Annotated in this window: 31 protein-coding genes; 20 read left to right on the top strand and 11 right to left on the bottom strand. The window is 68.9% G+C overall.

What is annotated here, in order from left to right; translation table 11 throughout:
• Positions 1–176 precede the first annotated feature (176 nt).
• The gene (locus HD600_RS00745; protein WP_184280878.1) at positions 177–2,741 is read right to left on the bottom strand and encodes an excinuclease ABC subunit UvrA; all 2,565 of its coding nucleotides are present in this window, start codon (positions 2,739–2,741) and stop codon (positions 177–179) included.
• Between the two features lie 166 nt (positions 2,742–2,907).
• On the opposite strand from HD600_RS00745, the gene HD600_RS00740 reads away from it, so the two are divergent.
• The gene (locus HD600_RS00740) at positions 2,908–3,045 is read left to right on the top strand and encodes a hypothetical protein (RefSeq protein ID WP_184280876.1); all 138 of its coding nucleotides are present in this window, start codon (positions 2,908–2,910) and stop codon (positions 3,043–3,045) included.
• A gap of 118 nt (positions 3,046–3,163) precedes the next feature.
• On the opposite strand, the gene HD600_RS00735 is transcribed toward HD600_RS00740, so the two are convergent.
• From HD600_RS00735 to HD600_RS00725, 3 genes are all read right to left on the bottom strand, one after another.
• Entirely contained in the window at positions 3,164–5,692 is a 2,529-nt protein-coding gene (locus tag HD600_RS00735) for an Ig-like domain-containing protein (RefSeq protein WP_184280874.1), read from the bottom strand.
• 181 nt (positions 5,693–5,873) lie between these two features.
• Positions 5,874–6,368 carry a hypothetical protein gene (locus tag HD600_RS00730; RefSeq protein ID WP_184280872.1) on the bottom strand — a complete coding sequence of 165 codons (495 nt, stop codon included), beginning with the start codon at positions 6,366–6,368 and terminating at the stop codon, positions 5,874–5,876.
• Between the two features lie 152 nt (positions 6,369–6,520).
• Complete coding sequence (locus HD600_RS00725) at positions 6,521–6,847, bottom strand: hypothetical protein (RefSeq protein WP_184280870.1); 327 nt, start codon at positions 6,845–6,847, stop codon at positions 6,521–6,523.
• Positions 6,848–7,038: 191 nt separating this feature from the next.
• On the opposite strand from HD600_RS00725, the gene HD600_RS00720 reads away from it, so the two are divergent.
• From HD600_RS00720 to HD600_RS00670, 11 genes are all read left to right on the top strand, one after another.
• The gene (locus tag HD600_RS00720; protein WP_184280868.1) at positions 7,039–7,539 is read left to right on the top strand and encodes an Asp23/Gls24 family envelope stress response protein; all 501 of its coding nucleotides are present in this window, start codon (positions 7,039–7,041) and stop codon (positions 7,537–7,539) included.
• Positions 7,536–7,727: a DUF2273 domain-containing protein gene (locus tag HD600_RS00715; protein ID WP_184280865.1), complete on the top strand. Its 192-nt coding sequence runs from the start codon at positions 7,536–7,538 to the stop codon at positions 7,725–7,727. Before HD600_RS00720 ends, HD600_RS00715 begins: the two co-directional genes overlap by 4 nt.
• Entirely contained in the window at positions 7,724–8,110 is a 387-nt protein-coding gene (locus HD600_RS00710) for an Asp23/Gls24 family envelope stress response protein (RefSeq protein WP_184280864.1), read from the top strand. The genes HD600_RS00715 and HD600_RS00710 overlap by 4 nt, the downstream gene beginning before the upstream one ends.
• A 24-nt stretch (positions 8,111–8,134) precedes the next feature.
• Positions 8,135–8,698, top strand: coding sequence for a DNA/RNA endonuclease G (locus HD600_RS00705; RefSeq protein WP_184280862.1), 564 nt, complete (start codon positions 8,135–8,137; stop codon positions 8,696–8,698).
• Positions 8,695–9,318 carry a hypothetical protein gene (locus tag HD600_RS00700; protein ID WP_184280860.1) on the top strand — a complete coding sequence of 208 codons (624 nt, stop codon included), beginning with the start codon at positions 8,695–8,697 and terminating at the stop codon, positions 9,316–9,318. Before HD600_RS00705 ends, HD600_RS00700 begins: the two co-directional genes overlap by 4 nt.
• 47 nt (positions 9,319–9,365) lie before the next feature.
• A complete protein-coding gene (locus tag HD600_RS00695; RefSeq protein ID WP_144796803.1) occupies positions 9,366–9,539 on the top strand; it encodes a CsbD family protein in 174 nt (57 codons plus the stop codon).
• Positions 9,540–9,653: 114 nt separating this feature from the next.
• Positions 9,654–10,139, top strand: coding sequence for a GNAT family N-acetyltransferase (locus tag HD600_RS00690; protein WP_184280858.1), 486 nt, complete (start codon positions 9,654–9,656; stop codon positions 10,137–10,139).
• Positions 10,136–10,927 carry an alpha/beta fold hydrolase gene (locus HD600_RS00685; RefSeq protein ID WP_184280856.1) on the top strand — a complete coding sequence of 264 codons (792 nt, stop codon included), beginning with the start codon at positions 10,136–10,138 and terminating at the stop codon, positions 10,925–10,927. The genes HD600_RS00690 and HD600_RS00685 overlap by 4 nt, the downstream gene beginning before the upstream one ends.
• Before the next feature lie 283 nt (positions 10,928–11,210).
• Complete coding sequence (locus HD600_RS00680; RefSeq protein ID WP_184280854.1) at positions 11,211–11,468, top strand: hypothetical protein; 258 nt, start codon at positions 11,211–11,213, stop codon at positions 11,466–11,468.
• Between the two features lie 101 nt (positions 11,469–11,569).
• Complete coding sequence (locus tag HD600_RS00675; RefSeq protein WP_184280852.1) at positions 11,570–11,815, top strand: sugar ABC transporter ATPase; 246 nt, start codon at positions 11,570–11,572, stop codon at positions 11,813–11,815.
• Positions 11,816–11,850: 35 nt separating this feature from the next.
• Complete coding sequence (locus tag HD600_RS00670) at positions 11,851–12,342, top strand: GAF domain-containing protein (protein ID WP_184280850.1); 492 nt, start codon at positions 11,851–11,853, stop codon at positions 12,340–12,342.
• Here the strand turns inward: HD600_RS00670 and HD600_RS00665 are convergent, their stop codons facing one another.
• Genes HD600_RS00665 through HD600_RS00655 form a run of 3 tightly spaced genes read right to left on the bottom strand, consistent with a single transcriptional unit; the run spans position 12,343 to position 14,130 of the window.
• Entirely contained in the window at positions 12,343–13,263 is a 921-nt protein-coding gene (locus HD600_RS00665) for a KTSC domain-containing protein (RefSeq protein ID WP_338402253.1), read from the bottom strand.
• 20 nt (positions 13,264–13,283) lie between these two features.
• Positions 13,284–13,688 carry a VOC family protein gene (locus tag HD600_RS00660; protein ID WP_184280848.1) on the bottom strand — a complete coding sequence of 135 codons (405 nt, stop codon included), beginning with the start codon at positions 13,686–13,688 and terminating at the stop codon, positions 13,284–13,286.
• A 10-nt stretch (positions 13,689–13,698) separates the two neighbouring features.
• Complete coding sequence (locus tag HD600_RS00655) at positions 13,699–14,130, bottom strand: helix-turn-helix transcriptional regulator (RefSeq protein WP_184280846.1); 432 nt, start codon at positions 14,128–14,130, stop codon at positions 13,699–13,701.
• Positions 14,131–14,250: 120 nt separating this feature from the next.
• On the opposite strand from HD600_RS00655, the gene HD600_RS00650 reads away from it, so the two are divergent.
• The gene (locus tag HD600_RS00650; protein WP_206705757.1) at positions 14,251–14,712 is read left to right on the top strand and encodes a DUF1801 domain-containing protein; all 462 of its coding nucleotides are present in this window, start codon (positions 14,251–14,253) and stop codon (positions 14,710–14,712) included.
• A gap of 7 nt (positions 14,713–14,719) precedes the next feature.
• On the opposite strand, the gene HD600_RS00645 is transcribed toward HD600_RS00650, so the two are convergent.
• Positions 14,720–15,373, bottom strand: a complete 654-nt coding sequence (locus HD600_RS00645) for a DedA family protein (protein ID WP_144797145.1) — start codon at positions 15,371–15,373, stop codon at positions 14,720–14,722.
• 120 nt (positions 15,374–15,493) lie between these two features.
• Here HD600_RS00645 and HD600_RS00640 point away from each other — a divergent pair, with 120 nt between their 5' ends.
• A complete protein-coding gene (locus tag HD600_RS00640) occupies positions 15,494–15,874 on the top strand; it encodes a hypothetical protein (RefSeq protein ID WP_184280842.1) in 381 nt (126 codons plus the stop codon).
• Positions 15,875–15,883: 9 nt separating this feature from the next.
• Here the strand turns inward: HD600_RS00640 and HD600_RS00635 are convergent, their stop codons facing one another.
• From HD600_RS00635 to HD600_RS00625, 3 genes are read right to left on the bottom strand one after another with little or no spacing between them, the layout of a single operon-like run.
• A complete protein-coding gene (locus HD600_RS00635; protein ID WP_184280840.1) occupies positions 15,884–19,258 on the bottom strand; it encodes an error-prone DNA polymerase in 3,375 nt (1,124 codons plus the stop codon).
• Entirely contained in the window at positions 19,258–20,784 is a 1,527-nt protein-coding gene (locus HD600_RS00630) for a DNA polymerase Y family protein (RefSeq protein WP_184280838.1), read from the bottom strand. Before HD600_RS00630 ends, HD600_RS00635 begins: the two co-directional genes overlap by 1 nt.
• Positions 20,781–21,578: a hypothetical protein gene (locus tag HD600_RS00625; protein ID WP_184280836.1), complete on the bottom strand. Its 798-nt coding sequence runs from the start codon at positions 21,576–21,578 to the stop codon at positions 20,781–20,783. The genes HD600_RS00630 and HD600_RS00625 overlap by 4 nt, the downstream gene beginning before the upstream one ends.
• A 125-nt stretch (positions 21,579–21,703) precedes the next feature.
• Between HD600_RS00625 and HD600_RS00620 the strand changes: the two genes are divergently transcribed.
• Genes HD600_RS00620 through HD600_RS00595 form a run of 6 tightly spaced genes read left to right on the top strand, consistent with a single transcriptional unit; the run spans position 21,704 to position 26,040 of the window.
• Positions 21,704–22,183: a prepilin peptidase gene (locus HD600_RS00620; RefSeq protein ID WP_184280834.1), complete on the top strand. Its 480-nt coding sequence runs from the start codon at positions 21,704–21,706 to the stop codon at positions 22,181–22,183.
• A gap of 16 nt (positions 22,184–22,199) precedes the next feature.
• A complete protein-coding gene (locus tag HD600_RS00615; RefSeq protein WP_144796783.1) occupies positions 22,200–22,412 on the top strand; it encodes a response regulator in 213 nt (70 codons plus the stop codon).
• A complete protein-coding gene (locus HD600_RS00610) occupies positions 22,405–23,031 on the top strand; it encodes a CYTH domain-containing protein (RefSeq protein ID WP_184280832.1) in 627 nt (208 codons plus the stop codon). Before HD600_RS00615 ends, HD600_RS00610 begins: the two co-directional genes overlap by 8 nt.
• A gap of 45 nt (positions 23,032–23,076) precedes the next feature.
• Positions 23,077–24,234: a type III polyketide synthase gene (locus HD600_RS00605; protein ID WP_184280830.1), complete on the top strand. Its 1,158-nt coding sequence runs from the start codon at positions 23,077–23,079 to the stop codon at positions 24,232–24,234.
• Positions 24,231–24,947, top strand: coding sequence for a methyltransferase domain-containing protein (locus HD600_RS00600; protein ID WP_184280828.1), 717 nt, complete (start codon positions 24,231–24,233; stop codon positions 24,945–24,947). The genes HD600_RS00605 and HD600_RS00600 overlap by 4 nt, the downstream gene beginning before the upstream one ends.
• The gene (locus HD600_RS00595) at positions 24,934–26,040 is read left to right on the top strand and encodes an FAD-dependent oxidoreductase (RefSeq protein ID WP_184280826.1); all 1,107 of its coding nucleotides are present in this window, start codon (positions 24,934–24,936) and stop codon (positions 26,038–26,040) included. The genes HD600_RS00600 and HD600_RS00595 overlap by 14 nt, the downstream gene beginning before the upstream one ends.
• Positions 26,041–26,092 lie beyond the last annotated feature (52 nt).

Raw genomic sequence — 26,092 nt, 5'->3', positions numbered from 1 at the left:
CGCTGACGTGTCAGCCCGAGCGAAAGGGCTGTGGCAGGACTGATCGTGGAGACGGTCGAGAACGAGAAGGGCACTGGCTTCCCGCCGGTGTCCTTCTCGTCTTCTGCGGTATGGGTCGGGGGGACGGTCCGACCGGTGCTCGCTTGGCGTGGGTGGGTCGAGTCACTCGGCTCGGCTCAACGGCTGAGGCGCTCCGCGAGATACGGGGCCGTACGGCTCGCTGGGTCTTTCGCCACGGCATCCGGTGTTCCCGTCGCGACGATGCGCCCGCCCGCATCCCCGCCCGATGGCCCGAGGTCGATGACCCAGTCCGCGGCGGCGACGACATCCATGTCGTGCTCGACCACCACGACCGTGTCTCCGGAGTCGACCAGCGCGTGCAGCTGCGCGAGCAGCCGCCGCACATCGGCGGGATGCAGACCCGTCGTCGGCTCATCGAGCAGGTAGAGGGTGTGGCCTCGGCGCACGCGCTGCAGCTCGGTCGCCAGCTTGATGCGTTGCGCCTCGCCACCCGACAGCTCGGTCGCGGGCTGACCGAGTCGCAGGTAGCCGAGCCCGACGTCGAGGAGGGCCTGCAGGCTGCGCGCGGCCGGCAGCACCGGCGCGAGGAAGTCGGATGCCTGCTCGACCGTCAGCGCCAGCACGTCGGCGATCGTCTTGCCCTTGTAGGTGACCTCGAGAGTCTCGGCGTTGTACCGGGCGCCGTGACAGGTCGGGCAGCGCCCATAGCTGCCGGGCAGGAAGAGGAGCTCCACCGACACGAACCCCTCGCCGAGGCAGGTCTCGCAGCGCCCACCGGCGACGTTGAACGAGAAGCGTCCTGCGGTGTACCCGCGCTCCCGAGCGAGGTCGGTCTTGGCGAAGGTCGTCCGGACCGCATCGAACAGGCCTGTGTACGTCGCCAGGTTCGACCGAGGGGTGCGTCCGATCGGCTTCTGATCCACGCGCACGAGCCGGTCGATGTGCTCGAGCCCCGTGGCACGGCGCACCGTCAGTGTGTCGGCGCGCGCATCCGGGACCGTCGCTTCGGTGAGCCCCGCGTCATCGCCTGCGGGGTCGGTGGTCGTCGCGTCATCGTCCGGATCATCGATACCGTCGCCCTGGCCGGAGCGCAGATGCTCACGAACGACATCACGCAGCACGCGGCTCACGAGCGTCGACTTTCCCGACCCTGAGACGCCGGTGACCGCGACGAAGGTTCCGAGCGGAATGGCCGCGTCGACGCCGGCGAGGTTGTGCAGCGTGATGCCCTCCACGGTGAGCCAGTTCGCGGGCTCGCGCACGTCGCGACGATCTGCCGCCGTGGTGTCCTGATCGGGGAAGAGGAACGGCCGAGTGACGGATGCCTCGACCGCGGCGAGTCCGTCGACCGCTCCGCTGTAGAGCACGTCACCGCCGCCCTCGCCCGCTCCGGGGCCGACGTCGACGATCCAGTCGGCGCGGCGGACGACATCCATGTTGTGCTCGACCACGAAGACCGAGTTGCCCGAGCGCTTGAGCTGCTCCAAGACGTCGAGCAGCGGCTCCGCATCGGCGGGGTGCAGTCCGGCCGACGGCTCGTCGAACACGTAGATGACGCCGAAGAGCCCCGACCGCAGCTGGGTGGCGAGCCGCAGCCGCTGCATCTCGCCGGGGGAGAGCGTGGTCGTCACCCGTCCGAGCCCGAGGTACCCGAGACCGAGGTCGGTGAGCACAGTGATGCGCGCCAGAAGATCGGTCGTGATCGCGACGGCGACATCAGTGCGCTCGCCGGAGAGCGTGGTCGGCAGCGCGTGCTCAGGGTCCGTGAGCTGCGTGGTCGGGCGCAGCACGTCGGCGAGCTCGGTCAGCGGGAGGGCGTTGAGCTCGGCGATCGTGCGCCCGGCGAACGTGACGGCCAGTGCTTCGCGGCGAAGACCCGTGCCGTGGCAGAGCGGGCACGGTCCGGACCGCACGAACTGCAGCACCTTCGTGCGCATCATCTGACTCTTCGAGTCGGACAGCGTGTGGAAGACGTACTTCTTCGCGCTCCAGAACATGCCGTTGTAGGGCTTCGCCACGCGGTCGCGCTGCGGGGTGATCTGCACGATCGGCTGCTCGTCGGTGAAGAGCAGCCAGTCGCGGTCGGCCTGATCGAGGTCGCGCCATGGTCGATCGACGTCGTACCCGAGCGCGATGGTGATGTCTCGCAGGTTCTTCGCCTGCCACGCACCCGGCCAGGCGGCGATGGCACCATCGCGAATGCTCAGCGAGGGATCGGGCACCAGCGAGTCCTCGCTGACGGTGTGCGAGACGCCGATGCCATGGCACTCGGGACAGGCGCCCGCTGCGGTGTTCGGCGAGAACGCGTCAGAATCGAGGCGCGTCGTGAACCCTTCGGGGAAGGTGCCGGCGCGGGAGAACAGCATCCGAAGCGAGTTCGACAGCGTGGTGACGGTGCCGACGCTCGATCGCGAGCTGGGGGCGCCGCGGCGCTGCTGCAGCGCGACGGCCGGCGGCAGGCCCGAGATCGACTCGACGTGCGGATCATGCCCCTGCTGGATGAGGCGCCGTGCATACGGGGCGACGGACTCCAGGTAGCGGCGCTGGGCCTCGGTGAAGATGGTGCCGAACGCCAGGGAGGACTTGCCCGATCCGGAGACGCCGGTGAACGCGACGATCCTGTCGCGCGGCACATCGACGTCGACGTTCCTGAGGTTGTTCTCGTTGGCACCGCGAACGCGGACGAACGCATCGGTCGGGTCGTTCGGGGTTTCGGGCACCGGTCGAGCGTACAGGCGGGCCCGACGAGAGCGCCGGGGATTGACTACGGGTACACCCGTCGCAACAATGCCACGTCGTCTTCACTCAGTGCGCCGCATCCGTCAAGCCCCTCACTCCAGGTGTCGACGTGCGCGTACGGTCGTCGGATTCGACAAAGGAGACATCATGAGTGATCCGAAGGATCCGAAGGAGCACACTGACGGCACTGCCGCCCAGGCCGGGTCGGAATCCCCCGAAGAGGGCGCCGAAGCCGAAGAGGCCGCGGAGGATGCCGTCGTCGACGGCGAACACCTCGACCCCTGAAGACGTGGCCTGACGCATCGCCCGAATTCAGCGCTCGAAACCAGCGCCGCGACCTCCGTCTCGATGGACGAGGGGGCCCTGCACCACCGCGCAGGGCCCCCTCCTCTCGAGCCGTTCGTCAGGCGTGGGTGCGCCGTCGCATGATCAGCGCGAGACCGGTCGCGGACATCAGGAGGGCGAGGACCGCCGGGACGACCCACGTCCCTTCTCGCTGCCCAGTGGCCGGGAGCGACTCCTGGGATGAGCCCTCGCTGTCCGCATTCGCGCCCGAGTCGCTGTCCGCGTCCGACGGGCCATCCTCGGCGACCGCGACATGAACGCGTGCCGTTGACTCCGCGAGCGTCGAGGAGTCGGGCTGGAAGGTCACGATCACGTCATGCACGCCGGGGTCGAATCCGCTCAGGCGCAGCTCGGCGGTGCCGGTCTGCTCGTCGACGACTGCGGGGGTGCCGAACAGCTCCCCGGCGATGGTGGCGTAGACCGACCCGTGCGGTTCCTGCGGTGTTTGCCGCGCCAGCGAGGCGCCCGTCACCGTGACGTGCGCCTCGATCACGGCGGTGTCGCTCTCCGAAATCGAGATATCGGTCGGCGTTGCCTCGAGGAACGTGTCGATCGCCCGCAGTGAGACCGTCGCTTCGTCGGACGCGGAGTCGCTGAATCCTGGTGAGGCCACGAAGCGAGCAGTGAAGGAGTGCGTTCCGGCGTCGAGGTCGCCGAGTTCCAGGTGGAAGCGCGCGATGCCATCCCGCGGAGTGTCGTCTCCGTCCTCTCCGGTCGCCGCGGTGGCCACCACCTCATCGCCGGCGAGGATCTCTACGACGCCCCGGGGCTCAAAGGTGCTGCGGGCGTCCGCCGCGACCACGACGTCGACGTCGACCGGCTCGCCTGCCCGCCCCGACGGGCTTTCGACCGCCAGCCGCGTTTCGGTGCTCGCGGCGGCCACGGTCACGTCCGTGGAAGGCGAGTGAGATCCGCTGTATACGTCATCGCCGCCGTAGACGGCGGTGAGAGTAGTGGTTCCGACTGGCAGGAGAAGGTCGTCGAACGCCGCGTTGCCATTGCCGTCGAGAGCGGCCATCGCGATGTACTCGTCACCGTCGGAGAGGAGGACGAGACCGCTGGCGGCGTCCCCCGAGCCGTCCTCCGGCGACACCGTCGCGTTCACGCTCACCGGTTCGCCGTACACCGCATCCGTCGGGGAGACATTGAGCGCGACGACCGACTGGTCGTCGTAGGTCTCGATCCGCATCGTGCCTGACATGGACGGCCCGATGGCGTCGTTTCCGTCGAACTGCGCCCGGATCGTGAAGGCAGAGGGATGAGACGGTGCCTGGAAGCTGAAGGAGAAGCGTCCATCGGCGTCCGAGCGCGACCACATGCGCTGACCGTTGACGTTGAGGCTGATCTGCTGTTCCTTGTCCACCGCCGCGTCGCTCGCGTGCAGGGTACCCGTCACGGTCACGGTGCTGCCTCCTGCGACGCGGGTCGGAAGCTCATCGAGGGTCACACTCGATGCGGCCGGGCTCGGGCCGATGACGACGTCGACAGAGGTTGTGGCGTGCTGCGTTCGATCCCGCGAGGTGAACTCCGCCGTGAGGGTGTGCTGCCCTTGCGGGAGGCTGTAGCGGAAGTCGACCCGGCCGTCGATCACGTCGTCCACACCGAGGAAGGTGTTTCCGACAGTGAGAATCACCTTGCCGGGCTTGACCGTCACATCGTTGTCGCCGAAGACCGTGACGTGCGCGTTGTGCGGGACCTCTGCGGCGACCAGCGTCGGGGCCGTGAGGGTGATCTTGACCGGATTCTCGTACGAGATCTTCACGTACCCGTCACCGTCGGCACTCGTCGTGAGCCGTGGGTTCTGAACCGCCGAGCTCGTGAACGAGGCGCCGCCTGCGCCGCCGCCTCCGGTGCTCGTGCTGAAGGCTTTCTTGCCGGACTGGCCACCGTTGCCGGACGGCCAGCCGCCGCCGCCTCCGCCACCGCCGCCCGAGGAGGTGAGGTTCGCGGCCTTCGAGCCGTTCGTACCGGACTTGCCGGTCTCGGTCCCGGCCGATCCGCCCTTGCCCGGGTGCCCGCCGTAGACGCCGTCGTCGCCCGCGAGGTCGGTGCCGCTCGTGCCCCACCCACCCGAACCGCCGAACCGCCACCGGAAGGGGTTCGAGAAAGTGGGCTCGGTCTGCACTGATCCGCCGACACCGCCGCCGCCTCCCGCGACAGCCACAAGGTCATCGTTGAGAAGGACAGCGGATGCGCCGCCGCCGCCGCCGCCGCGCTGCGCACCCCCTGAACGGTCGCCGCCGGAGCCGCCGTTCAGATAGCCGAGGCCCGGCAGATGCGCCTTACTGATTCCGCCTGCTGTGGCTCCGACGAACAGCAGATCATCTCCGGAGGTGACGGGGAGGTCGAACTCCAACCGTCCCGCGCGGCCACCGTAGCCGCCCTGCCCCTCTCGGATGAAACTCGCGCCCGCGCCGCCGGCCATCTCCACGGAGATCTTCTCCACGCCCACCGGGGGAGTCCACGACACGCCTCCGGTGTCGGTGAAGGTGAGGGTGGTCGTCTCGGACGAAGTGGACGATGTCTCCGCGGCGTGCGCGACGCCGGGAAGGGTGAGAGTGAGGGCTGCCGCGAGGACTGCGCTCATGGACATGTTCAGGACGCGCCGATGCCGGCGCCCGCCATAGCGGGTGGGCGAGAAGTTCACATACTCGAAGATATCCACAACCGAGCGACGTTAAAACTCGCGCACTGCCGTGCGGAGCCGGCGTGCCGGGTCGAACCTACGGACAGACGACGATGCACCGTCCGCCGCTTCGGGAGGAGGGTCAGCAGTACCGTGCCATCGCGGCTCGATGGATGGTGGTGTCGGTGATGTCGTGCCAGCCCAACGCGACGTCCCCGGCGATGCCTGCGGGTGTCGCGACCGTCTGCACGATGCGGTCGCAGAGCGCTTCGTCGTCCTCCCAGCCGGTGGCGTCGATGAAGACGACTTCCACGAATCTGCCGCGTGAGCGTTCGAACTCCGTATGTAGGCGGGCCGCGGCCTGGGCAGCGGAGCTCAGGCAGGCGCCCTCGTGGAGTGCCGCACCGTGGGAGTACACGATGAAGAGGTGCACGAGCGAGGGATGAGTCGCGGTGATCGCCGCGATGTCCTTCGATTCCTGACGCAGCCGCTTGTGCACTGCATCCCGGTTCGGTGCCGTGGACAGGTCCAGGCCCCAGATCATCGCGCGGGGAGCGTCGAGCCCCGTCGACTGACCGGCCGCGAGCGCGGTGAGGATCGGCAGATGGTCGCCGCGGACGATGAAGCCACCGGTCATGAGAAGCCTTCCTGTCGGGTACACAGATGCTCGTGCCGACCAGACTTCCCGGCTCACCATGCTCCTCAGAGCGAATGAGAGACTACACGGCACGCCGCCGTGCACGCCAACAGGAGAGGTCGATCGGCGTGCGTCGGCCGTCGCCTGTCTCATCACCGCGCCGCTCCATCGTCGCGCCGGCACACCGCGTTTCCCCACACCCAGCAGCGGAACGTCTGATCTCCGGCTCGGAACACTATTCCCGCAGCGAGAGGCGTCGACCGTGCCAGCTTGGCATCCACGCGTATCGCCTCTGGGCCGAACCTCACCCACGCGGACACCGATGCCAGCGGATGCGGGTAGATCGTCAACGGCTGCTCGCGGAGCGCGAGCTCACGATCCGTGAGCGACTGCAGCGGGCCGGCCTTCGCCGCGGCGAGGATGGCGCGATGCTGGGCCTGCATGTCGTAGTACGGGGCGAGGCGCTTACTGGTCCCCATATGCCGACGTTCCTCTCTCCGGCCCTGGCGTCAAGATTAGCAAGATTCGAACATAGCTTCTATTCGCATGATGCTCCGATGAATCTGTGACGAACTCCGAGGCGGCTCCGTCTCATGTGTAGAGCGTTGTTCCTCGCTCCTTTGGACAGCACGACGACGGGTCGTGCTGCAGACACACGGAGGTAGTTCAGATGGCGATCGAAGAGACCAACACGGCGGAGGCCGTCGAGCGCACGTCGGCCACGCGGAAGACTGTCGGTGCGACTCCCCGCGTGGACCGCGTCGCTCCCACGCTGACCCCGGGCGTCGATGTCGACGCTGCGGGCCGCACGACGATCGCGGAGGGTGTGGTGGCGAAGGTCGCCGGCATCGCCGCGCGCGACGTGGCGGGCGTGCACGCACTCGGTGGTGGGGGAGCGCGCGCACTCGGCGTCATCCGGGACGCGGTCAATGCGACCGACCTCACTCAGGGAGTGAAGGTCGAGGTCGGTGAGACGCAGGCGGCCGCGGACATCACGATCGTCGTCGACTACCCGGCGCCGATCCAGGATGTCGCCGAGAACGTGCGGTCCGCGGTCTCCCGGGCGATCTCGCGCCTGGTCGGTCTGCAGGTCGTCGAGGTGAACGTCGAAGTGAACGACGTGCACCTTCCCGATGACGACGCGGATGCCGACGAGTCCCGCGTCGCATGAGCACCACACTGACGGGGGCGGCGGTCGGCGGTGTGCTCGCCTTCGCTGCGCTGGCCTTCGGGTTCTGGGGGTTCGTGCTGGTCGCTCTGCTGATGGCCGTGGGCGCTCTTGTCGGACGCGTGGTCACCGGGCAACTGGATCTGCGCGCACTCGCCGGAGTCTTCACAGGAAGGCGCACGTCCTCATGAGTACCGGCACCGTCGCATCCTCAGCCGCGGCGTCGCTCTCGACACCGGCGCGCGTCCCCGGCAGCATCCGGGTCCGCGAAAGGGCGATCGAGAAGGTCAGTCGCGAAGCCTCGGCGGATGCGACCGGGGTCTCCCGGGACGACGTCGACGTCGAGGTGTCCGAATGGGGCGGCGGGCTCGCCGTCCGCGTCGCGGCGAAGCTGCCGATCCCCGACCTGGATCACACCCAGGTGATCAGCGCGGAACCGACGATCGTGGACCGCGTTCGGCGACTGCAGGAGACGGTCGCGAACGATCTCGCCCGGGTGACCGGTCGCGAGATCCGGCGCGTGTCGTTCTCGGTGACGGGAGCGATCATTCCCACGCGAAAGCGGGTCGGGTAGATGAGCACGTCGATCCTGAGACGAGTGGTCCGGCGTGAAACCCACTCGCCCCGAACGGCGTGGACGGTGATCGTGCTGCTCCTCGTCATCGCGGCCGTCACCTATGCGGGCGTGGAGATCGTGCTGCACCTGATGAATGCCGCGCCGATCCTCGTCGCACCGGGAGCCGCACTGTCCTGGGCTGCGGCACTGCCGGAAACGGCCCCGCGCGCGACGCTGGTCGGCGGCGGAGCAGTCGCGGTCGTCATCGGTCTCGGGCTCGGGTGGGTGTCGTTGACCCCCGGCCGGCGCCCGAGGCACCGGCTCGGAGCGTCGCAGCACGCGGTGCTCGCGGACAACGGCACGATCGCCTCCGCTGTTGCGGAGCAGGTACGACGCGACCTCGACCTTCCTCGGGGCGCGGTCGTGGTCGGCCTCGGGCACCGGAGCATGGACGTGACAGTGACCCCCGAGCCAGGACAGGTCATCGAGAAGGAGCAGATCCGCTCGGCCGCCGAGAGGGAGATCACCAGCTACGAGCTGTCGCCGCGCGTGAGAGTTCGGGCACGCGTCCGACGACCCGCTGCGGACCAGGGAGGAATGGCATGAACGCGACGAACCGGGCGGTGAACCGCGGTGTCCTCCTCGTCGTGGGCGCCGTGCTCATCGCCGTCGGAGGAGGGGGCGCCGCGGCAGCGCTGTGGCCCGTCGCCGCGGCAACCTGGCAGAGCAGCGCCTCGTCCGCGATCGAATGGATGCACGAAGCGGACCGCGCGTCCCGTCTGTCCGAGGAGTCAGCGGTGAGTTGGTTCGTCGTCGGCATCCTCGCCGCGCTCCTGCTGATCGCGGCTGCCGCGGTGCTCGTGATGGCACGGCTCGGAGGTGGGCGCAGCAGCACGGTGCTCCGAGAAGAGGCCTCGGGTGGCGCGCACGGCGCGATCACGATCCACCCTGGATTCGCGTCCGACGCCATCACTCATTCGTTGAACGATCGGGATGAGATCCTCGCGTGCCGGGTGGCGGCCCGTCGCGTGCGCGGTGCCGATGTGCTGCATGTGAGTGTCACACCCAGGAAGAACACATCACCGATCGCCGTGGCGAACACGGTGACGCGTCTCGTGGACAACCTCGCGGCGTTGACCGGGCGAGAGACACCGACGCTCGTGTCGATCCATGCCGGAGTCCGCTCCCGACTCGCTGCCGATCACTCGCGCGTCGCATCATCATGAACTCCGCTCCCGAGGGACGGGAGCGGCTCGAGGAAAGGAACCACACCATGAGCGCAGGAGACAGGATCAAGGCGGCAGCCGACAAGGTCGCCGGACAGGTGAAGGAGACCGTCGGGAAGGCGACCGACAACGACGAACTCGTCGCCGAGGGCAAGGCTGATCAGGCGAAGGGTGCCGTCAAGGACAAGGTCGAGGACGTGAAGGACGTCTTCAAGAAGTGACGCAGGGCGGGTGAGCGGCGCGCATCGCGTCGTTCACCCGACTCCGTGCGCGATCCGGAGCGCCGTCGCCGCTCGCCGCCCTTCGTGTCGCACCTCGACCCTAGGATGACTCGCATGCGCCTGAGCGAGACCCGTCCGTCCGATCCCCACGCGACAGAGATCGTCCGGTCGTACATGACCGAGGTCGCCTCACGCTACTACGGGCGACCGGCGTCGGCGGACGAGATCGATCAGGCGCTCGCCGAGGAACCCTACGACGACCTGCACGGCACGTCGGGGCTTCTCCTCGTGGTCGTCGATGACGACCGGCCGGTCGCATGCGCGGGGGCCCGCATGCTTGGCGACATCGCCGAACTGACCAAGGTGTTCACCCTCCCGTCGCACCGAGGGCGCGGCCTCAGCAGAGCCCTCCTCGAGCAGGTCGAGGTGGCCTGCCGCGAGCGCGGAGTCTCTGTTCTGCGGCTGGACACGCGGTCCGAACTCGCCGAGGCGTGCGCCCTGTACGAGCGACTCGGCTTCGAACAGATGGAGCCGTTCAACGCCGAGCCCTACTCGGACCGCTGGTATGCCAAGTCGATCGCGTCAGAGGATCGACCGTGACGCGCCCGTCGAGCTCCGAGGTCCCCGACCTGCGCGTCGACGACCTCGGCGATCCGCACGGCCGGCCCGTTCTGCTTCTGCACGGCGGGGGTGTGGGCGGCTGGATGTGGCAACCGCTGATCGCACGCATGGGGTCCGGATATCGGTTCCTCGTACCGGATCTCCCCGGCCATGACCGCAGCGCCCACGTCGACTATGAATCGCACGCCGTCACCGTTCGCGCACTCCTCGCCGCCCTGCAGCACAGAGAGCAGCGCCCGGTCACCGTCGTCGGATTCTCGCTCGGCGCGCAGATCGCGGTGCTGCTCGCCGCGCATCATCCGGACCGCATCGCTCGGGTCGCGATCATCAGCGCCCAGGCGGAGCCCTCCAGATGGCCTGGGATGACGCTCGGACTGCTGCGCGCCGCCGCGCCGCTCGCGACCAGGGAGTGGTTCGCCAAAGCACAGGCGAAGGAACTCTTCGTCCCACCGGCACTGTTCCCCGAGTATCTCCGCACGGCGCAGCGGCTCTCCACGCGCAGCCTCCTCACGTCCGTCGGTGAGAACATCCGCTTCACCGTCCCAGACGCATGGAGCGGATATCCCGGGGAGTCGCTCGTCCTCGCCGGCGAGCGGGAGCGCGCCCCCATGATCCGCTCCGCGCACCGGCTGGCCGGTGTCCGGCCGGGGCAACATGCGGAGATCATCCCCGAATGCGGGCACGGCGTCCCGCTGCAGAAACCGCAGTGGTTGGCCCAGCGCCTTCGTGTCTGGCTCGACGGGGCCCACCGAACGGAAGAGGAGTGAGATCTGTGCCTGACCGAGCAGGGGAGCGTTCCCGGCTGCGACAAGGCCCCGGGCGACGAGGCGGCCATCATCGATCACCCGGCGGCTTGCTGACCGCCCGGTGGCGTTGCCCGAACACCGCGTAGCGGTGGTCCTCGGTGCAGATTGCAGCATTTTCGTCGGCATCGCTCTCGATGTGCTCGCCGAGGTGTCGGCGGACAGTCGAGCATGACGGAGTGTCACGGAGAGAGGTGACACCAGGTCACTTCCGCGCGCGAGCATGCGGCGGGAGGGTGGAAGCATCATGAGAATCATCGACATGGTGCTCAGCGCCATCCTCTTCCTGTCCGCGATCACCTTCCTCGCCTACATCGGTCTGTACTACTTCGAGTTCGGCCTCTTCGCCGTCCTTCCCGAGCCGGTGGTGTCCTTCTTCACGCGCAACGCGGCGATCCAATACGTGGCCCTCGGACTCGCCATCGTCGCGGTGATCGCGAAGATCGTCATCAACCGCCGGCTCCGACGGCGCGAGGAGCGCTCCGTCATCGAGGCAGGGTCCTAGCGTCACACGCCCTCTTCAGCAACCCCCTCGTTTCCCCTCGGCGGAGCTATCAGGCTGGCCGTGAAGGCAGAGAGTACGCCTGTGAGGACGAAGGAGAGATCATGGCATCCACACCCGACCCGGCCCAGCAGGAATGGGAGCGGACGCAGGCCCTCGATGAGGGCGTCGAACTCGACGAGACGGTGGTCACGGGGCGTGACCCGGCGGAGCTCCCGGATGCGGACGATGAGATCCCGTTCGAGGACATCCCGGCGGAGGGGCTCCTGCCTGAGACGCAGGACGACGACCCCGTGACGGCGGAACTCGGCGAAGACGGTCAGGGCGACCTGTCGCCGGAAGATCTCTGAGCGGGCTCGCTGATGATCGATGAGGGGGAGTGATCATGGTGGAACTGCCGGTGTTCCGCGCACCGATGAGATCTCGCGACGACCGCATCCCGGCCGGATCCGCCGTGGCTCGTGCTCTCGAACGCGGGCTCTGCGGCCTCGGTGGGCGGTTGGACACCGTTCCGCAGTCCCTGCGGGCTGCCGTCGCCCGGACTGCGGAAGCGATCGGTGAGCGGGCAGCGCAACGCCTCGAACGGTTCGCCGCGGCCCCGCACGGGGCGTTCGTGTGGGCGAAGGACGCTTACGACTTCCTGTGGCTCGGCCGCCTCACGGGAGATTGGCACTACGACTCGAATCCGGGTGCATGGGCGGTGGATCTCGTGCATGTCAGGGCGTGCACCTGGAGCGAGACGCCCATTCCGCATGATGAGGCGCCGCCATCGGTGAACGCGACCTACGCGCGAGGCGGTCGGAACTGGCAGCGCATCCGTGATGAGCGGGCCGCACCGGACACGGTGCGTCTCTGGGAGCGCTTCGGGGTCGCGTAGTCAGCTCACGCGTGTCGTCGGGTACACGTCGCGGATCCGGTCCAGGAAGAACCGTCCATGGCTCTCGGCATCCATGAGCGCGTCGTGGACGGACGCCGGGACCGCGTGATACCGATAGACGTCGCCGCTGACGAACTCGATCTCGAGCACCGCGAGATCCGCGCGGTAGCCGACGGATCGCAGAGCGGAGGACTCCACCGGCACCCTTTCGATCCGCGGCGTCGCCGCGGCTGCGGCTTCGCCTCTCGCCCGCGCGACGACGATCCCGCGCTGCGAATCAGCGAACCCCTCGAGCATTCCACGCAGGGACGCGGCGTCGACATCCGCCCCGAACGCCTCGGCGCCGGGCTCCATCGCGATCCCCGCGGCGAGCGGACCCGCGAAGACCGGATCGAACCCCAGGTCGTCCACGAGCGCGGCCACGACCGCGACGTCGCGCGGTTCGTCTCCGGCGATCGCGATGGCCTTGCGATCCGGATCGCCGGCGGGGCGCGGCTCGTCCTCAAGGTCCTGGTACCCCATGTGGCTCAGCGCCTTGACGACCCTCGCGCCGGGCAGGTGCGACTGGACGAGCTCGCTCGTCGAGGTGCGCGGATCGCTGAGATCGTCGCGGACCCCGTCGCTGGCCCACCAATAGTTCATCGCGTCGATGACGAGCGAGCCGTCGAGGGCATCAGCGGGTAGAGACCGGTATCGCCCGAGGGGAAGCGCGAGGACGACGGCATCCGTCTGGTCGATGACCTCCGCGGAGGTCGCCGGAGTGGCACCGATCGCCCGCACCCTCCGCGAGATCGGCGCAGGGTCGCCGGACCGCGCGATGAGCACGCGCAGGCCCGCCGAGACGGCGAGCTGGGCCAGCGTCATGCCGAGTCGGCCCGCTCCGAGAATGCCGAGCGTCTCGATCCTGTGCCCCGTCTCCACCCGGCCATCGTATGTCCGGTTCAGCGCTGGTTGACGCGGATGAGGTTGCCCGAGGGGTCGCGGAATGCGCAGTCCCTGACGCCGTAGTCCTGGTCCGTCGGTTCCTGAACGACATCGGCGCCTCCCGCCTCCAGACGTTCGAACAATGCGTCGAGGTCGTCCGTGGACAGCGTGATCGCGCCATAGACGCCCTTGGCGATGAGGGTGGTGATGGTCTCGCGCTCCTCGTCGCTGATCCCCGGATCGGCGGCCGGTGGATGCAGCACGATCGTGGTCGCGCTGCCGGCCGGCCCGACGGTGATCCAGCGCATGTCCGCGTATCCGACGTCCTTGCGGACGTCGAACCCGAGCAGGTCGCGGTAGAAACCGAGCGCCGCCTCGGCGTCGAGGTGCGGCAGGAACGCGTGGTGGATGTCGATGTTCATGCCGCCAACGCTAGGCGGATGCCGACGGCGAGTCTTCTCGATTCCTGACAGGTCTGGTGATCTGCCGCGCCAGACACGGGGGGATCCCCTCGACGGACCGGGTGGGGTCCGCACGGTAGGCCTTCGGAGAGACCCCGACGAGCTCGGAGAAACGGGTGCTGAACGTCCCCAACGACGAGAAACCGACGGCGAAGCAGATCTCCGTCACTGTGAGGTCCCCGCGGCGCAGCAGGGTCATCGCCCGCTCGATGCGCCTGGTCATCAGGTAGGAGTACGGCGGTTCGCCGTAGATCCGTCGGAACTCCCGGCTCAGGTGACCGGCGGACATGTGTACGCCGCGGGCGAGATCCTCGACGTTGAGCGGACGGGCGAACTCCCGATCGATCCGGTCGCGCACGCGGCGCATGGCGGTGATGTCCTGCCGGTCGTCCGCTGCCACCATGGCTCCATGGTGGCAGGCTTTCCCACGGCGCAGGAGAGGTCGATGCATCAGGAATCGAGAAGCCCCTCGCCGATCGTCGTCGTAGCGTGGATGTCACCGACACACGAGGAGGGGCCGAGGATGACACGCAAGGATTCCGCAGCAGGCTTTTCAGCCGAGGAACGCAAGGCGATGAAGGAGCGGGCGGCCGAGCTCAAAGCCGAGGCCAGACGAGCCAAGGGCGCGGAGAAGGCAGCCGCTGAGGCTGCGGAGCTGAGGGAGCGCATCGCGCAGATGCCCGACGGTGACCGTGAGTTGGCAGAGCGTGTGCATGAAATCGTCACGAGTGTCGCACCTGACCTGGCTCCGAAGCTCTACTACGGTCAACCCGGCTACGCGCGCGACGGCAAGGTCGTGGTGTTCTTCCGCAGCGGTCAGATGGACAAGGAACGCTATTCGACCTTCGGGGTGAGCGTGCAGGCAGCGCTCGATGACCCGAGCGGTCTGTGGCCGACCTCGTACGCGCTGACCGATCCGAGCGAGGAGGCGTGGGGCCGCCTCACGGAGATCGTGCGGCGTGCGGCGGGAGATGCGCCGTCGTGACGCGCGGTCAGGCGTCGACGGCGAGTCTCCTGCGGCGCAGCTGACGCACTCGCACGACGATCCACGTGATGACGGCGACAGCGACGACGCCGATGACGATCTTCTGGAAGATCCCCGCATAGTCCTCGACGACGTGCCAGTTCGCGCCGAGGAAGAATCCCGCCAGGACGAAGATCGAATTCCAGATCGCGCTGCCGGCGAGCGTCAGGAGGGTGAACCGGACCAGCGGCATCCGCTCGATACCAGCGGGGATGGAGATGAGGCTGCGGAAGATCGGGATCATCCGCCCGAAGAAGACCGCCTTCGAGCCGTGCCGTGCGAACCATGCCTCGGTCCGCTCGACGTCCTGGATCTTCAGCAACGGGATCCTGTCGGCGATGGCGTACATGCGGCGGCGCCCCAGCCATGCCCCGAGCCCGTACAGCGCGAGCGCGCCGACGACCGAACCCACCGTCGTCCAGATGAGGACCTCGAACAGGCCGAGCGTGCCCTGAGCTGCGGCGAACCCTGCCAGGGGGAGGATGATCTCGCTCGGCAGCGGGGGGAACAGGTTCTCCGCGGCGATGGCGACCCCCGCTCCGAGCCCTCCGAGAGTCTCCATGAGGGAGACGGCCCAGGCCGCGACAGCATTGAGATTCTCGGCTCCGGCATCCATGGCCATCAGCGTAGGAGGGAGCACCTGTGCAACCCCGCATAGTCATCAGATGACCACTTTCGCGAGCGTATCCTGCGTCCACGCACATGGGTGTCCTGCCGGCGCCCGAGTTCGTAGGCTGTAGTCATGGACAGGACGATCGTGATCTCCGTGCCGGCGCCCGTCCCGCACGGGCACCGCGTCGAGGTCGCCGAGCGCCTCGACGGGGAGGGCGAGCGAATGGTGCTCGCGGTGACGGATCTCGAGACGCGGGTCCGATATCAGCACGGTGCGACGGTCGGTCACGGCGCGACGACCTGGGTCGGTCGTGTCCTCGAATGCACGATCGCACAGGGGCGCTCCGGTGTCGTCACGACGCTCCTCATCGATCCGGTCGGCCCTGGTGCGGCCGAAGCGGACCTCGCCCTGCGCGGGGCGGATGCCGCGGCATCCGCCGTCACCAGCGAAGCACTCCGCTGGGGCGGCGCGAACCGGGAGCCGGAACCGGAGCCGCCGCGCTTCTGGTGACGATGCCGCTCAGCGGAAGTCACGGGATCGATGCTCGATCCCGGTGCGCAGATCCTCGAACGCGTCGGCGAGGACGTTGATGACGCCTTCGGGTGAGCGCTCCAGGATGCCGCGCACGATCAATGCGGGTGAATCCCTGGCCACGCGGCGATATCGAGCCCACACCCCGCTCGAGCAGACGATGTTGACCAGCCCGTGCTCATCCTCGATGTTGAGGAAGGTGATCCCGGAGGCGGTCGCCGGCCGTTGCCGGTGGGTGACCAGTCCGGCGACCTCGATGCGCCGACCGACCTCGTGATCTCGCAGCTGATCGGCGGAGAGCACTCCGCGGTCATCGAGGGCGGATCGGAAGTGCCTCATCGGATGATCCTCGATGGAGACCCCGGTGGCGGAGAGATCCGACGCCAGCAGTTCGTAGCTGGTCTGATCGGTGAACAGCGGCGGCTGCACCGACACGGTCGTGCCGGGGAGGAACCGGGCGCGGTCCTCTGCGGCGGCTCCCGCGAGCCAGACCCCTTCACGTCTGGTCAGCCCCAGGCACTCGAACGCGCCGGCGGTCGACAGTGCCTCCAGCTGCGCTGCTGTCGCATCCGTCCGCCGCACCAGGTCGTGCAGATCCCGATACGGGCCGTTCGCCTCGCGCTCCGCGACGATGCGCTCCGCCATCGGCATGCCGATGCCCCGGACGCTGCCGATCCCCAGCCGCACGGCGTACCGTCCGTCTCGGCGGTGGCTCTCGGACTCGTCGGGAGCATTCCGATCGAACTCACCCGGTGTCGGCTGCTCGTAGACGGTGCAGGAGTGCGCACCGGTCGGTCCGGTGGAATCCGCCAACGGCTCCAGGGCGGCGGAGGCCGCAGAGGCATGCAGGTCCGGTCGGCGCACCTCCACGCCGTGCCGCCTGGCATCCGCGGTGAGTGTCGAGGCGGAGTAGAAGCCCATCGGCTGCGCGTTCAGGAGCCCGGCGAGGAACGCGGCCGGGTAGTGCAGCTTCAACCATGAGCTGGCGTAGACCAGCAGGGCGAAGGACAGCGAGTGGGATTCGGCGAACCCGAAGTGCGAGAACGCCTGGATCTGGGCGTAGATGCGGTCGGACTGCTCCTGACTCAGACCGTGACGGGCCATCCCGGCGTACAGCTTCTCGCGGATGCTGTCGATCCGTTCCAGACCGCGTTTGGAACCCATGGCCCGGCGCAGGGTGTCGGCCTCGTCGGCGGTGCAATCGCCGATCGTGGTCGCCATCTGGATGAGCTGCTCCTGGAAGACCGGGATGCCCTTGGTGCGCTCCAGCACCGGTTTCAGAGCGGGGTGCGGATAGGTCACCTCATCCGTTCCCATCTTGCGTCGGACGAACGGGTGCACGGCCCCGCCCTGGATGGGGCCGGGGCGGATGAGGGCGATCTGGATGGCGAGATCGTAGAAGCGGCGCGGCTGCAGTCGGGGGAGCAGCCCGATCTGCGCACGGGACTCCACCTGGAACACTCCGATCGAATCCGCCCGGCAGAGCATGTCGTACACCCCCGCCTCCTCTTTGGGGATCGTCTCCAGCATCCACTTCTCACCGGTCGCGGCGGCGATGAGGTCGAAGCAGTTCTGCAGGGCTGCGAGCATGCCCAGCCCCAGCAGGTCGAACTTCACCAGCCCCATCCATGCGGCGTCGTCCTTGTCCCACTGGATGACGGTGCGATCGTCCATGCGCGCGTGCTCGACGGGGACGACCTCACCCACCGGGCGCGCGGTGAGCACCATCCCGCCGGAGTGGATCCCCAGATGCCGTGGCGCCTTGAGCACCTCGCCGGCGTACTCCAGCACGGTCTCGGGGATGTCGTGTCCGTCTGCCGGTTGCAGGCCAGCACCCCACCCGTCGACCTGGCGGGACCACGCGTCCTGCTGTCCGGGAGAGAATCCCAGCGCCCTCGCCATGTCGCGCACGGCGTTCTTCGGACGGTACTGGATGATGTTCGCCACCTGGGCGGCGCACTCTCGTCCGTACTGCTCGTAGACCCACTGGATCACCTCTTCGCGGCGCCCGGAGTCGAAGTCCACGTCGATGTCGGGTTCCTCCTCGCGCGTACTGGCGAGGAAGCGCTCGAAGGGCAGTTCGTAGAGGATGGGGTCGACGGCGGTGATGCCCAGCAGGTAGCAGACCGCGCTCGCCGCAGCAGAACCCCGCCCCTGACAGAGGATGCCGCGGCGCTTCGCCTCGGTGACGATGCCGTGCACGATGAGGAAGTATCCGGGGAAGTCCTTCTCCTCGATCACGTTCAGCTCGCGTTCGATGCGCGCACGCCCAGCGTCGTCGAGCCGGGGATACCGCGAGGGGACAGCCTCCCACACCAGCCGCCGCAGCCAGCTCATCGGGGTATGCCCCTCTGGGACCTCCTGCCGCGGCAGGTCGGGTCGCGCTCGTCGCAGCTCGAACGCGGACTCTTCGGCGATGGTGAGGCCGTGCGAGATCGCGCCGGGGTAGCGGCGGAACCGCTCGGTCATCTCTGCCCCGCTTCGCAGATGCGCCGAACCGTGCGAGGGCAGCCAGCCGTCCAGGGCGTCCATGCTGCGCACAGCGCGCACGGCGGCGATGGCCTCGGCGAGTCCTGCGCGCTGCGGGGCGGCGTAGTGCACGTTGTTCGTCGCCACCAGGGGGAGGCGGTGGGCGGAGGCGAGGTCGGCGAGCGCGTCGTTGCGGCGGGTGTCCTGAGGGTCGCCGTGGTCGAAGAGCTCCACCGCGATGTTGTCCTGACCGAAGAGGTCGACCAGGCGTCGCAGCGGGGTCTGGGCATCACCCAGGGCCAGCCCCTGTCGGACACCGCCCTTGCGACATCCGGTGAGGATGGTCCAGTGGTCGCCCGCGCTCGCCGCGAGGTCGTCCAGATCGTAGACGGGCCTTCCCTTCTCTCCACCGCGCAGCTGGGCTCTCGTGATCGCACCGGAGAGCCGGTGGTATCCCTCGATGCCGCGTGCGAGCACGAGGAGATGTTCGCCGACAGGGTCGGGGACACCGGCCTGTGGGGAGGGCAGATCCAGTGACAGCTCGGCGCCGAAGACGGTCTGCAGCGGAGAACCCATGAGATCGGCGGTCTCGGCGAACCGTGCGGCGCCGTAGAAGCCGTCGTGGTCGGTGATCGCGAGCGCACTGAGTCCCAGTCGGGTGGCCTCTGCCAGGAGATCCTCCGGTGAGGAGGCCCCGTCGAGGAAGGAGTACGAGGTGTGCGCGTGCAGCTCGGCGTACGGGACGGCATCGCCAGGACGCTCCACCTCCGGGGGCGTCGTCCGCCGCCGCCGGCTGACCGGGCCGGGGTCGGGTCTGGTCGGCTCGGCGGCCGGGCGCCCGCTCAGGGTCCGCTCGAGCTCCTTCCACTGCATCTCGGGGTTGTGCCAGCCCATCAGCGGTACCGCCCCTCGAACCACCAGGCGCCGTCCTCCCAGAGGGCGAGCCAGGCGCGCTGGGATTCGTCGACGATCTGGAAACGCTGGGCAATGCGGGCATGAGCGGCATCCCAGGTGCGTTCCCGCAGCGGCCACGGGCCCGCCCAGCTGAGCACGGGGACGTCGTCGATCCGTGCGGGGGGTGCGGACAGGGTTCCGCGCTCGTCCACCGTCGGCGCAGTGCCGTCGGCCGCCGTCACCCTGGCAGGCAGCGGCGGGGCGAACACCTCGGAGGGGTGCGGCGGCGGGAGGCTGCCCGGCCAGGGCAGCGCCGCATCCCGTTCATGCGGGGTCTTGTCGCCCCACGGCTGGAACAGCTGCCGTTCGGCGAGCCGACGCCCGCCGGTGACCTGCGGGGTGACGACACCGCGATGCCCGAGCATGGCCTGAACGCGGGAGACGGCATGATGCAGACGCTGCTCCGGACCCTGCCCGAACAGCCCTGGTTGGTGGTGAGCGCTGTCATCGACGCGCGTGGGGGTGATGCGCACCTCGAGGATGCCGGCGCCCACCCGTTCCGTGGCGGCGAACTGCGCGGCCATCCCCTCGAGCTGCCAGCGCACCCGATCCACCAGATCGCTCGCCTCGAAGGATGTGGGATGCATCCATGCCCGCGAGGAGACCACCCCGTCGTCATCGGTCAGGTCGATGCGGACCTCGGTGCACACCTGCGCGAGCTCGGTCAGACCGCCGATGACGGCATCCGCGGTCTGACGCACGGCGAAGGCGACCTGCTCGGCCTGCGCCAGGGGGCTGTCGAACACGATCTCGCGGGCGAGCTGCGGCTCGGGCTTCTGGGGTGTCAGCGGACGCGAGTCGGCACCCGCTGCGAGGTCGTGCAGGCGCACGCCCCGTTCGCCGAGCCTGTCGCGGACGTGGGCCACCTCGAGGGCGGCGAGGTCGGCCAGCGTGCGCACGCCGAGCTTGGTCATCAGTGCGGTGATCTGCTCGTCACCCAGTGCCTGCACGGGAAGAGGTGCCAGGAACTCGCGGGAGCCGCCTTGCGGGACCACGAGGACGGGGTCGGCCAGGCGAGCGGCCTGTTCCGCCGTGAACAGACCGTCGGCGACACCGGCACGGGCTCCGGGGTGGCCGTGTGCGGCGAGCGCGTCGATGAGATGCATCGCCGCCTGCTCCTCTCCGCCGTAGTAGCGTGCGGCGCCGCGGGCGCGCAGCGCGACGAGCCCAGGGCGCAGGGGCTGGACGCCGGGGACCAGCTCCTCGAGCAGTCGCAGGACCGGCACGAACACGCGCTGCTCCTGCTGCGGGTCGGCGGGCAGGATGCGCAGGCCGGGGGAGCGGGTCTGTGCGACGCGGCGTCGCTGCCCGCGGCGGACCCCCTGTGCGCGGGCGGAGGCGGAGCACGCGACGACGAGGTTCGCCTGCATGACGGCGACGGGGTCGTCGCCGGGGGCGGTGCCCAGCGCCGCTCGAACCGGCCAGTCCGGAACCCACAGCACGAGATGGCGCGGTGGGCTGGTCATCCGGCCACCGCCCAACGCGCCGGCGTCTGCTCGGCAGTTGCTGAGGCAGCCGGGATCGGCATCTTCGGCATCGTCGCGGGGGAGAGGGGCACGGGCTGAACGGTGCGAAGGGGAGTGGGTGCGGCATCCACCCGGCCGAGGGAGGTCGGCATCTGCACGCGCACCCGGCGACCGGACTCGAATCGTCTGCCGGATGTGCGCAGGGTCACCGTGCGATCGGAGAGCAGCCCCCAGCCCGAGCCCAGCCCATGCCACTCGGTGTCCTCGACGCGGATCGTCGCCTCGCTCTGCGGCCATGGCGCGGTGACCAGCAGTGTGCAGCCGCGATCGCGCAGTCGCGCGTTCAGGCGAGAGATGTCGGCATCGGCCACGCGGCTGCGTGGATGCACGGCGATGAGCGGGATCACCTCGGAGAGCGCCGTGGCGACGGTGAGCCAGCGGGGACCGGGGTCGGGGACGAGCACGAGTCTCTCGAGCTCCACACCGAGGTCGCTCATCGCCTCGAGGCCGATCGTCGGCATGCCGATGATCGCGCACCAGGAGCCCTTCTGTGACGGCGCGGCCAGCAGCGCTCCGAGCAGGCTCGGTGACGGGGACAGGGAGTAGGCGGAGCCGACGCGGAGACCCTGGTCGGGCAGAAGGCCCTCCAGGGCGGGGTCGAGCGGAAGGAGCGGCGACTCGCTGCGTCGCCGCTGCATGCGAGAGATCTCACTGCGCAGCCGATGCACCTCTTGCGCGCGGGAAGCGGTGCCCGAGAGGGGGAGAGCCGCGGGGGCCGGAAGTGCTGTGCCCATGCCTACATCCTCGAATATATCTACGAATAAATCAAGCGGTGCTCCGATCGTAATTCGCACATCGGACATCGACGTTTTCCACAGGGTCACATCGCGGAACCCTCGATGTGGCCTACTCTTCCGGCATGCCATCCGTCGCCTGGTACGACATCGCCGTGGTCGTCGTGCACCTCGCTCTCGCCGGAGTCGGCATCTGGTTGCTGGTGATCGACGCGCGCACCCATCGGCTGCCGAATCGCATCGTCCTGCCGGCGCTCGCCGCGACAGCATGCCTCGTCCTGGCCGACGCTCTCGTGACCCAGCGCGGTGCCTCATCTCTCGCGGCATTCGCCGGGATGGTGATCCTCGGCGGCTTCTACGCCGTGCTGCGCGCGGTGAGCAGGGGCGGGATCGGGGGAGGAGACGTGAAGCTCGCCGCCCTCATCGGACTCGTCCTCGGATGGCACGGCTGGCAGGTGCTCGCGATCGGGGCGGCTGCGGCGTTCGTGCTGGGTGCGCTCCACGCCCTCGTGCTCATGGCGTTGCGACGCGCGGACAGCTCGACGCGCATCGCATTCGGGCCCTGGATGATCATCGGCGCAGTGCTGGGGATCGCCGTCGGATGAGGACTATGGTGAGCACATGGCAATCGCACGACTCCACGGCGGCCCGCTGGACGGGCAGATCGTCCCCATCGAGGACGCGGACGACAAGCTGATCGTCCCCTACAGCGAGACGCAGGTGGTCTACAACCGGCGCGGCGAGCCGCAGAAGACCGGATCGGACGACGGCCCCACCGAGATCGACTACTGGTTCGACGAGGCGCTCGAGGATCTCACCTCCACCGATGACTGAGGGTGCGACGGAACCGACCAGGATCGTCGAGGTCGAGCGGAAGTACGACGTCGACGACGACACCCCGCTGCCGGCATGGACGGACGTCGCGGCGGTGCTCTCCGTCACGGACGGGGAACTGCGAGAACTCGACGCCCGGTACTTCGACACCGCGGAGGCGGAGCTCGCGCGAGCCGGCGTCGCCGTCCGGCGCCGCACGGGTGGCGGGGATGCCGGGTGGCACATCAAGGGTCCGCGTCAGGGCGACGGGCGCCTGGAGATCTCCTGGCCCCTCGGCGACGATGACACGGTGCCCGAGGCCGTGCGAGAGGCGCTCGGCCGCTGGACGTCGGCCCCGCTGGCTCCGCTGGCGCGCATCGAGAACAGCCGGACGGCCTACCTCCTGCGCGGGGAGGGCGGCGTCATCGCGGAGTTCGTCGACGACCGTGTCCGCACCACCGACCTGCGCGGCGGTACACGGCGGCAATGGCGGGAGTGGGAGGTCGAGCTCGGTCCTGCCGCCCCGGACGACGAGGCGGAGCGGGAGAGATTCTTCGCCGCCGTCGAATCCGTCGTCTTCGCCGCAGGTGCCCGTGCCGCGGCATCCGACTCGAAACTGGGTAGGGCGCTCGGCGCCTAACGCAAGCCCTATCTTCAGAATCGTTCCTCATGCTTGAGTGACCTCATGAGCCACTCCGCGGTACTCCGCTCCCTGCAGACGATCGTTCCGGACACCGTGTTGCGACAGGAGGAGGTCCGCGACGTCTTCGCCGCGCAGCCCGGTCTCGGGCGCCTGGCCACGCGTATCGTGAACACGTCGTTCAACGGGTCGGGGATCGACACCCGGTACACCGTCATCGATGAGCTCTCGCTGGAGTCGGATGCCGAAGATCCGCAGTTCTTCGACCGGTCGAATGGTGCGCTGCTGTCTCCGAGTACGAAGACGCGCAACGAGGTCTACGTCCGAGAGGCGTGGAAGCTCTATGTCGACGTCGCCAGGGCGTCCGTCGAGGCGGATCCGGACATCACTCCGGCCGATGTGACCCACCTCATCACCGTCTCGTGCACCGGCTTCCACGCTCCTGGCCCCGACTATGAGATCGTGCGCGCGCTCGGTCTGAACGACAACGTCCAGCGCTACCACTTCGGGTTCATGGGATGCTACGCGTCGATGCCGGCGCTCAGGGCGGCAAGCCAGTTCTGCGCGGCCGATCCGGATGCCGTGGTCCTCGTCGTCAGCGTCGAGCTGTGCACCCTGCACCTGCGCACCTCTGAGGACCCGGACATGATCGTGGCCACGTCGCTGTTCGCGGACGGGGCCGCCGCCGGTCTCGTGACGGCCCGGTCGTTCGACTCGTCCGTGCCGGGATTCGCCCTGGATCGCTTCCACACCGGCATCATCCCGGAGGGGAAGAAGGACATGGCGTGGACGATCGGCGACGAGGGATTCGAGATGATCCTGTCCACCGCCGTCCCGCAGCTCATCGGAGAGAACATCTTCGATGCCCTGCGACCGCTGTACGCGCCGGAGCCCGAGCTCGCCGCAGCCTTCGACGACCGTTCCATCGGTGAGCAGGTCGCGCACTGGGCGATCCATCCCGGAGGGCGCAGCATCCTCGACCGCGTGGAGGAGCGGCTGCAGCTGTCCCCGGAGCAGCTCACCCCCGCCAGAGAGGTGCTCAGGCAGTACGGCAACATGTCCAGTGCGACGGTGCTGTTCGTGCTGCGCCGCATCCTCGAGGAGGAGGGAGCGCGTGACGGTGAACGCGTCGCCGCGATGGCCTTCGGACCCGGCCTGACCGCGGAGTCCGCCCTCATGACGGTCGTGGCGCCGCGCGGATGAGCGTCGATCTCACTCTTCGCGCCGTCAGCGCGCGCGAGCTGATGGACGACCCCGGTGCGGACATCACGATGCTCGAGCGCACCTACGACCGGTTCTCGCTCGTGAACGCCGTCGTCTCCCGGTGGCGATCGGTGTATCGCCGAGAGATACGACCTCGCGCGCGAAGAGGACCGATCCACCTCCTCGACGTCGGCGCAGGCGGAGGAGACGTGTCCAGGGCGATCGCCGGATGGGCGCGGCGCGACGGACTGCCGATCTCCGTCACGGCCTTGGATGCCGACCCCAGGGCGATCCGATGGGCGCGCGAGCGCGGCGGAGGGGTCGAGTACCGATGCGCGCACACCAGCGACCTCGTGGCGGACGCCGAGCGATTCGATCTCGTCGTCTCCAACCACCTGATCCACCACCTCTCGGGAGACGAACTCACCGGCGTGCTCGACGGCTCCGTCGCTCTCGTGCGGGAGGGCGGTGTCGTGCTGCACCGCGACATCGCACGCAGCAGGCTCGCCTACTGGGGCTTCGCCATGGGGACCGCGCCGTTCGCGAAGAACGTCCTCGCCGGGTCGTTCATCCGTGAGGACGGTCTCATCAGCATCCGCCGGTCGTTCACCAGAGCAGAGGCGGCGGAGGTCGTCCCGCGCGGCTGGCAGGTGAACGAGGAGTTCCCCGCGCGACTGGAACTGCGATGGGAGGCGGGGGATGCCGGACCATGAGGTCGTGATCGTGGGAGCGGGACCGGTCGGACTGCTCCTCGGGTGCCTGCTCGCCGAGCGCGGCATCGATGTCGCGGTCTACGAGGCGCGTGAAGGTGCCGATCATCGCTCCAGGGCGATCGGGATCCACCCGCCCGGGCTGGCGGCGCTGCAGGCCGCAGGTGTCGGTGCGCAGGTGCGCGCGGAGAGTCTCGCCCTCGACCGCGGCGAGGTGATCTGCGACGGGCGGGTCCTCGCGTCCATCGCGTTCTCGGGTGAGCACCGTGTGCTGATCCTTCCGCAGCATCGCACCCATGCGCTCCTCCGTGAGCGGCTCACGAGTCTGCGGAGCGACGCGCTGCGCCTCGGGCACACGGTCGGGGTGGTGCGGAACACCCAGAGCGGGGTCTCGATGTCGATCGGCCACCGCGAGGTCAGCGCCGCCGTGGTCGTGGCCGCCGACGGTGTGCGCAGCGGCATCCGGCGGCAGCTCGGCATCCACTGGCGTCGAGGTCCGGGTCGTGGACGCTACGCGATGGCCGATGTCCCCGATCACGCAGCGGATCGGACGGCACGCCTGCACTGCGAGCGGGACGGACTCGTCGAATCCTTCCCGCTTCCCGACGGGATGCGACGCTGGGTCGTGTCGGACCCGGATGGCGTTCTGGCGGAATCGGAGGCCTTCGGCCGCGCGATCCGCGATCGTGCCGGCCTCCGCGTGGAACTGCCATCCGGCACGCACCCCACCCCGTTCATCGCGCGCCAGCACCGGGCAGCGCGCCTGGCGGCGGGACGAGTGGTCCTCGTGGGGGATGCCGCGCACGAGACGAGTCCGATCGGCGGCCAGGGGATGAACCTCGGCTGGGCGGCAGCGCCGCACCTGGCCGCCGCCGTCGCACGCACTCTGGACGGCCGTGCCCCGGATTTCCACGACTACGAACGCACCGCGCTCCGCGCCGCCGCTCGCGCCCAACGCAGGTCGATGTTCTACATGACCATGGGGCGCTCGGTGCGCGGACCGGCCCTCGCCGTCCGGAACGCGGGAATCCGGATGCTGGGATCACCGGCGCTGCGACGGCGTAGCGCCGCCATGATCACGATGCAGGGACGCTGAGAGCACGAAGAACGGCCCGGCAGGCAGAGCCTGACCGGGCCGTTCTTCAGAG

The organism is Microbacterium ginsengiterrae (assembly GCF_014205075.1).
Classification (GTDB): domain Bacteria; phylum Actinomycetota; class Actinomycetes; order Actinomycetales; family Microbacteriaceae; genus Microbacterium; species Microbacterium ginsengiterrae.
Note: the sequence above shows the minus strand (reverse complement) of the source record. Positions and strands in the feature narration are given on the sequence as shown.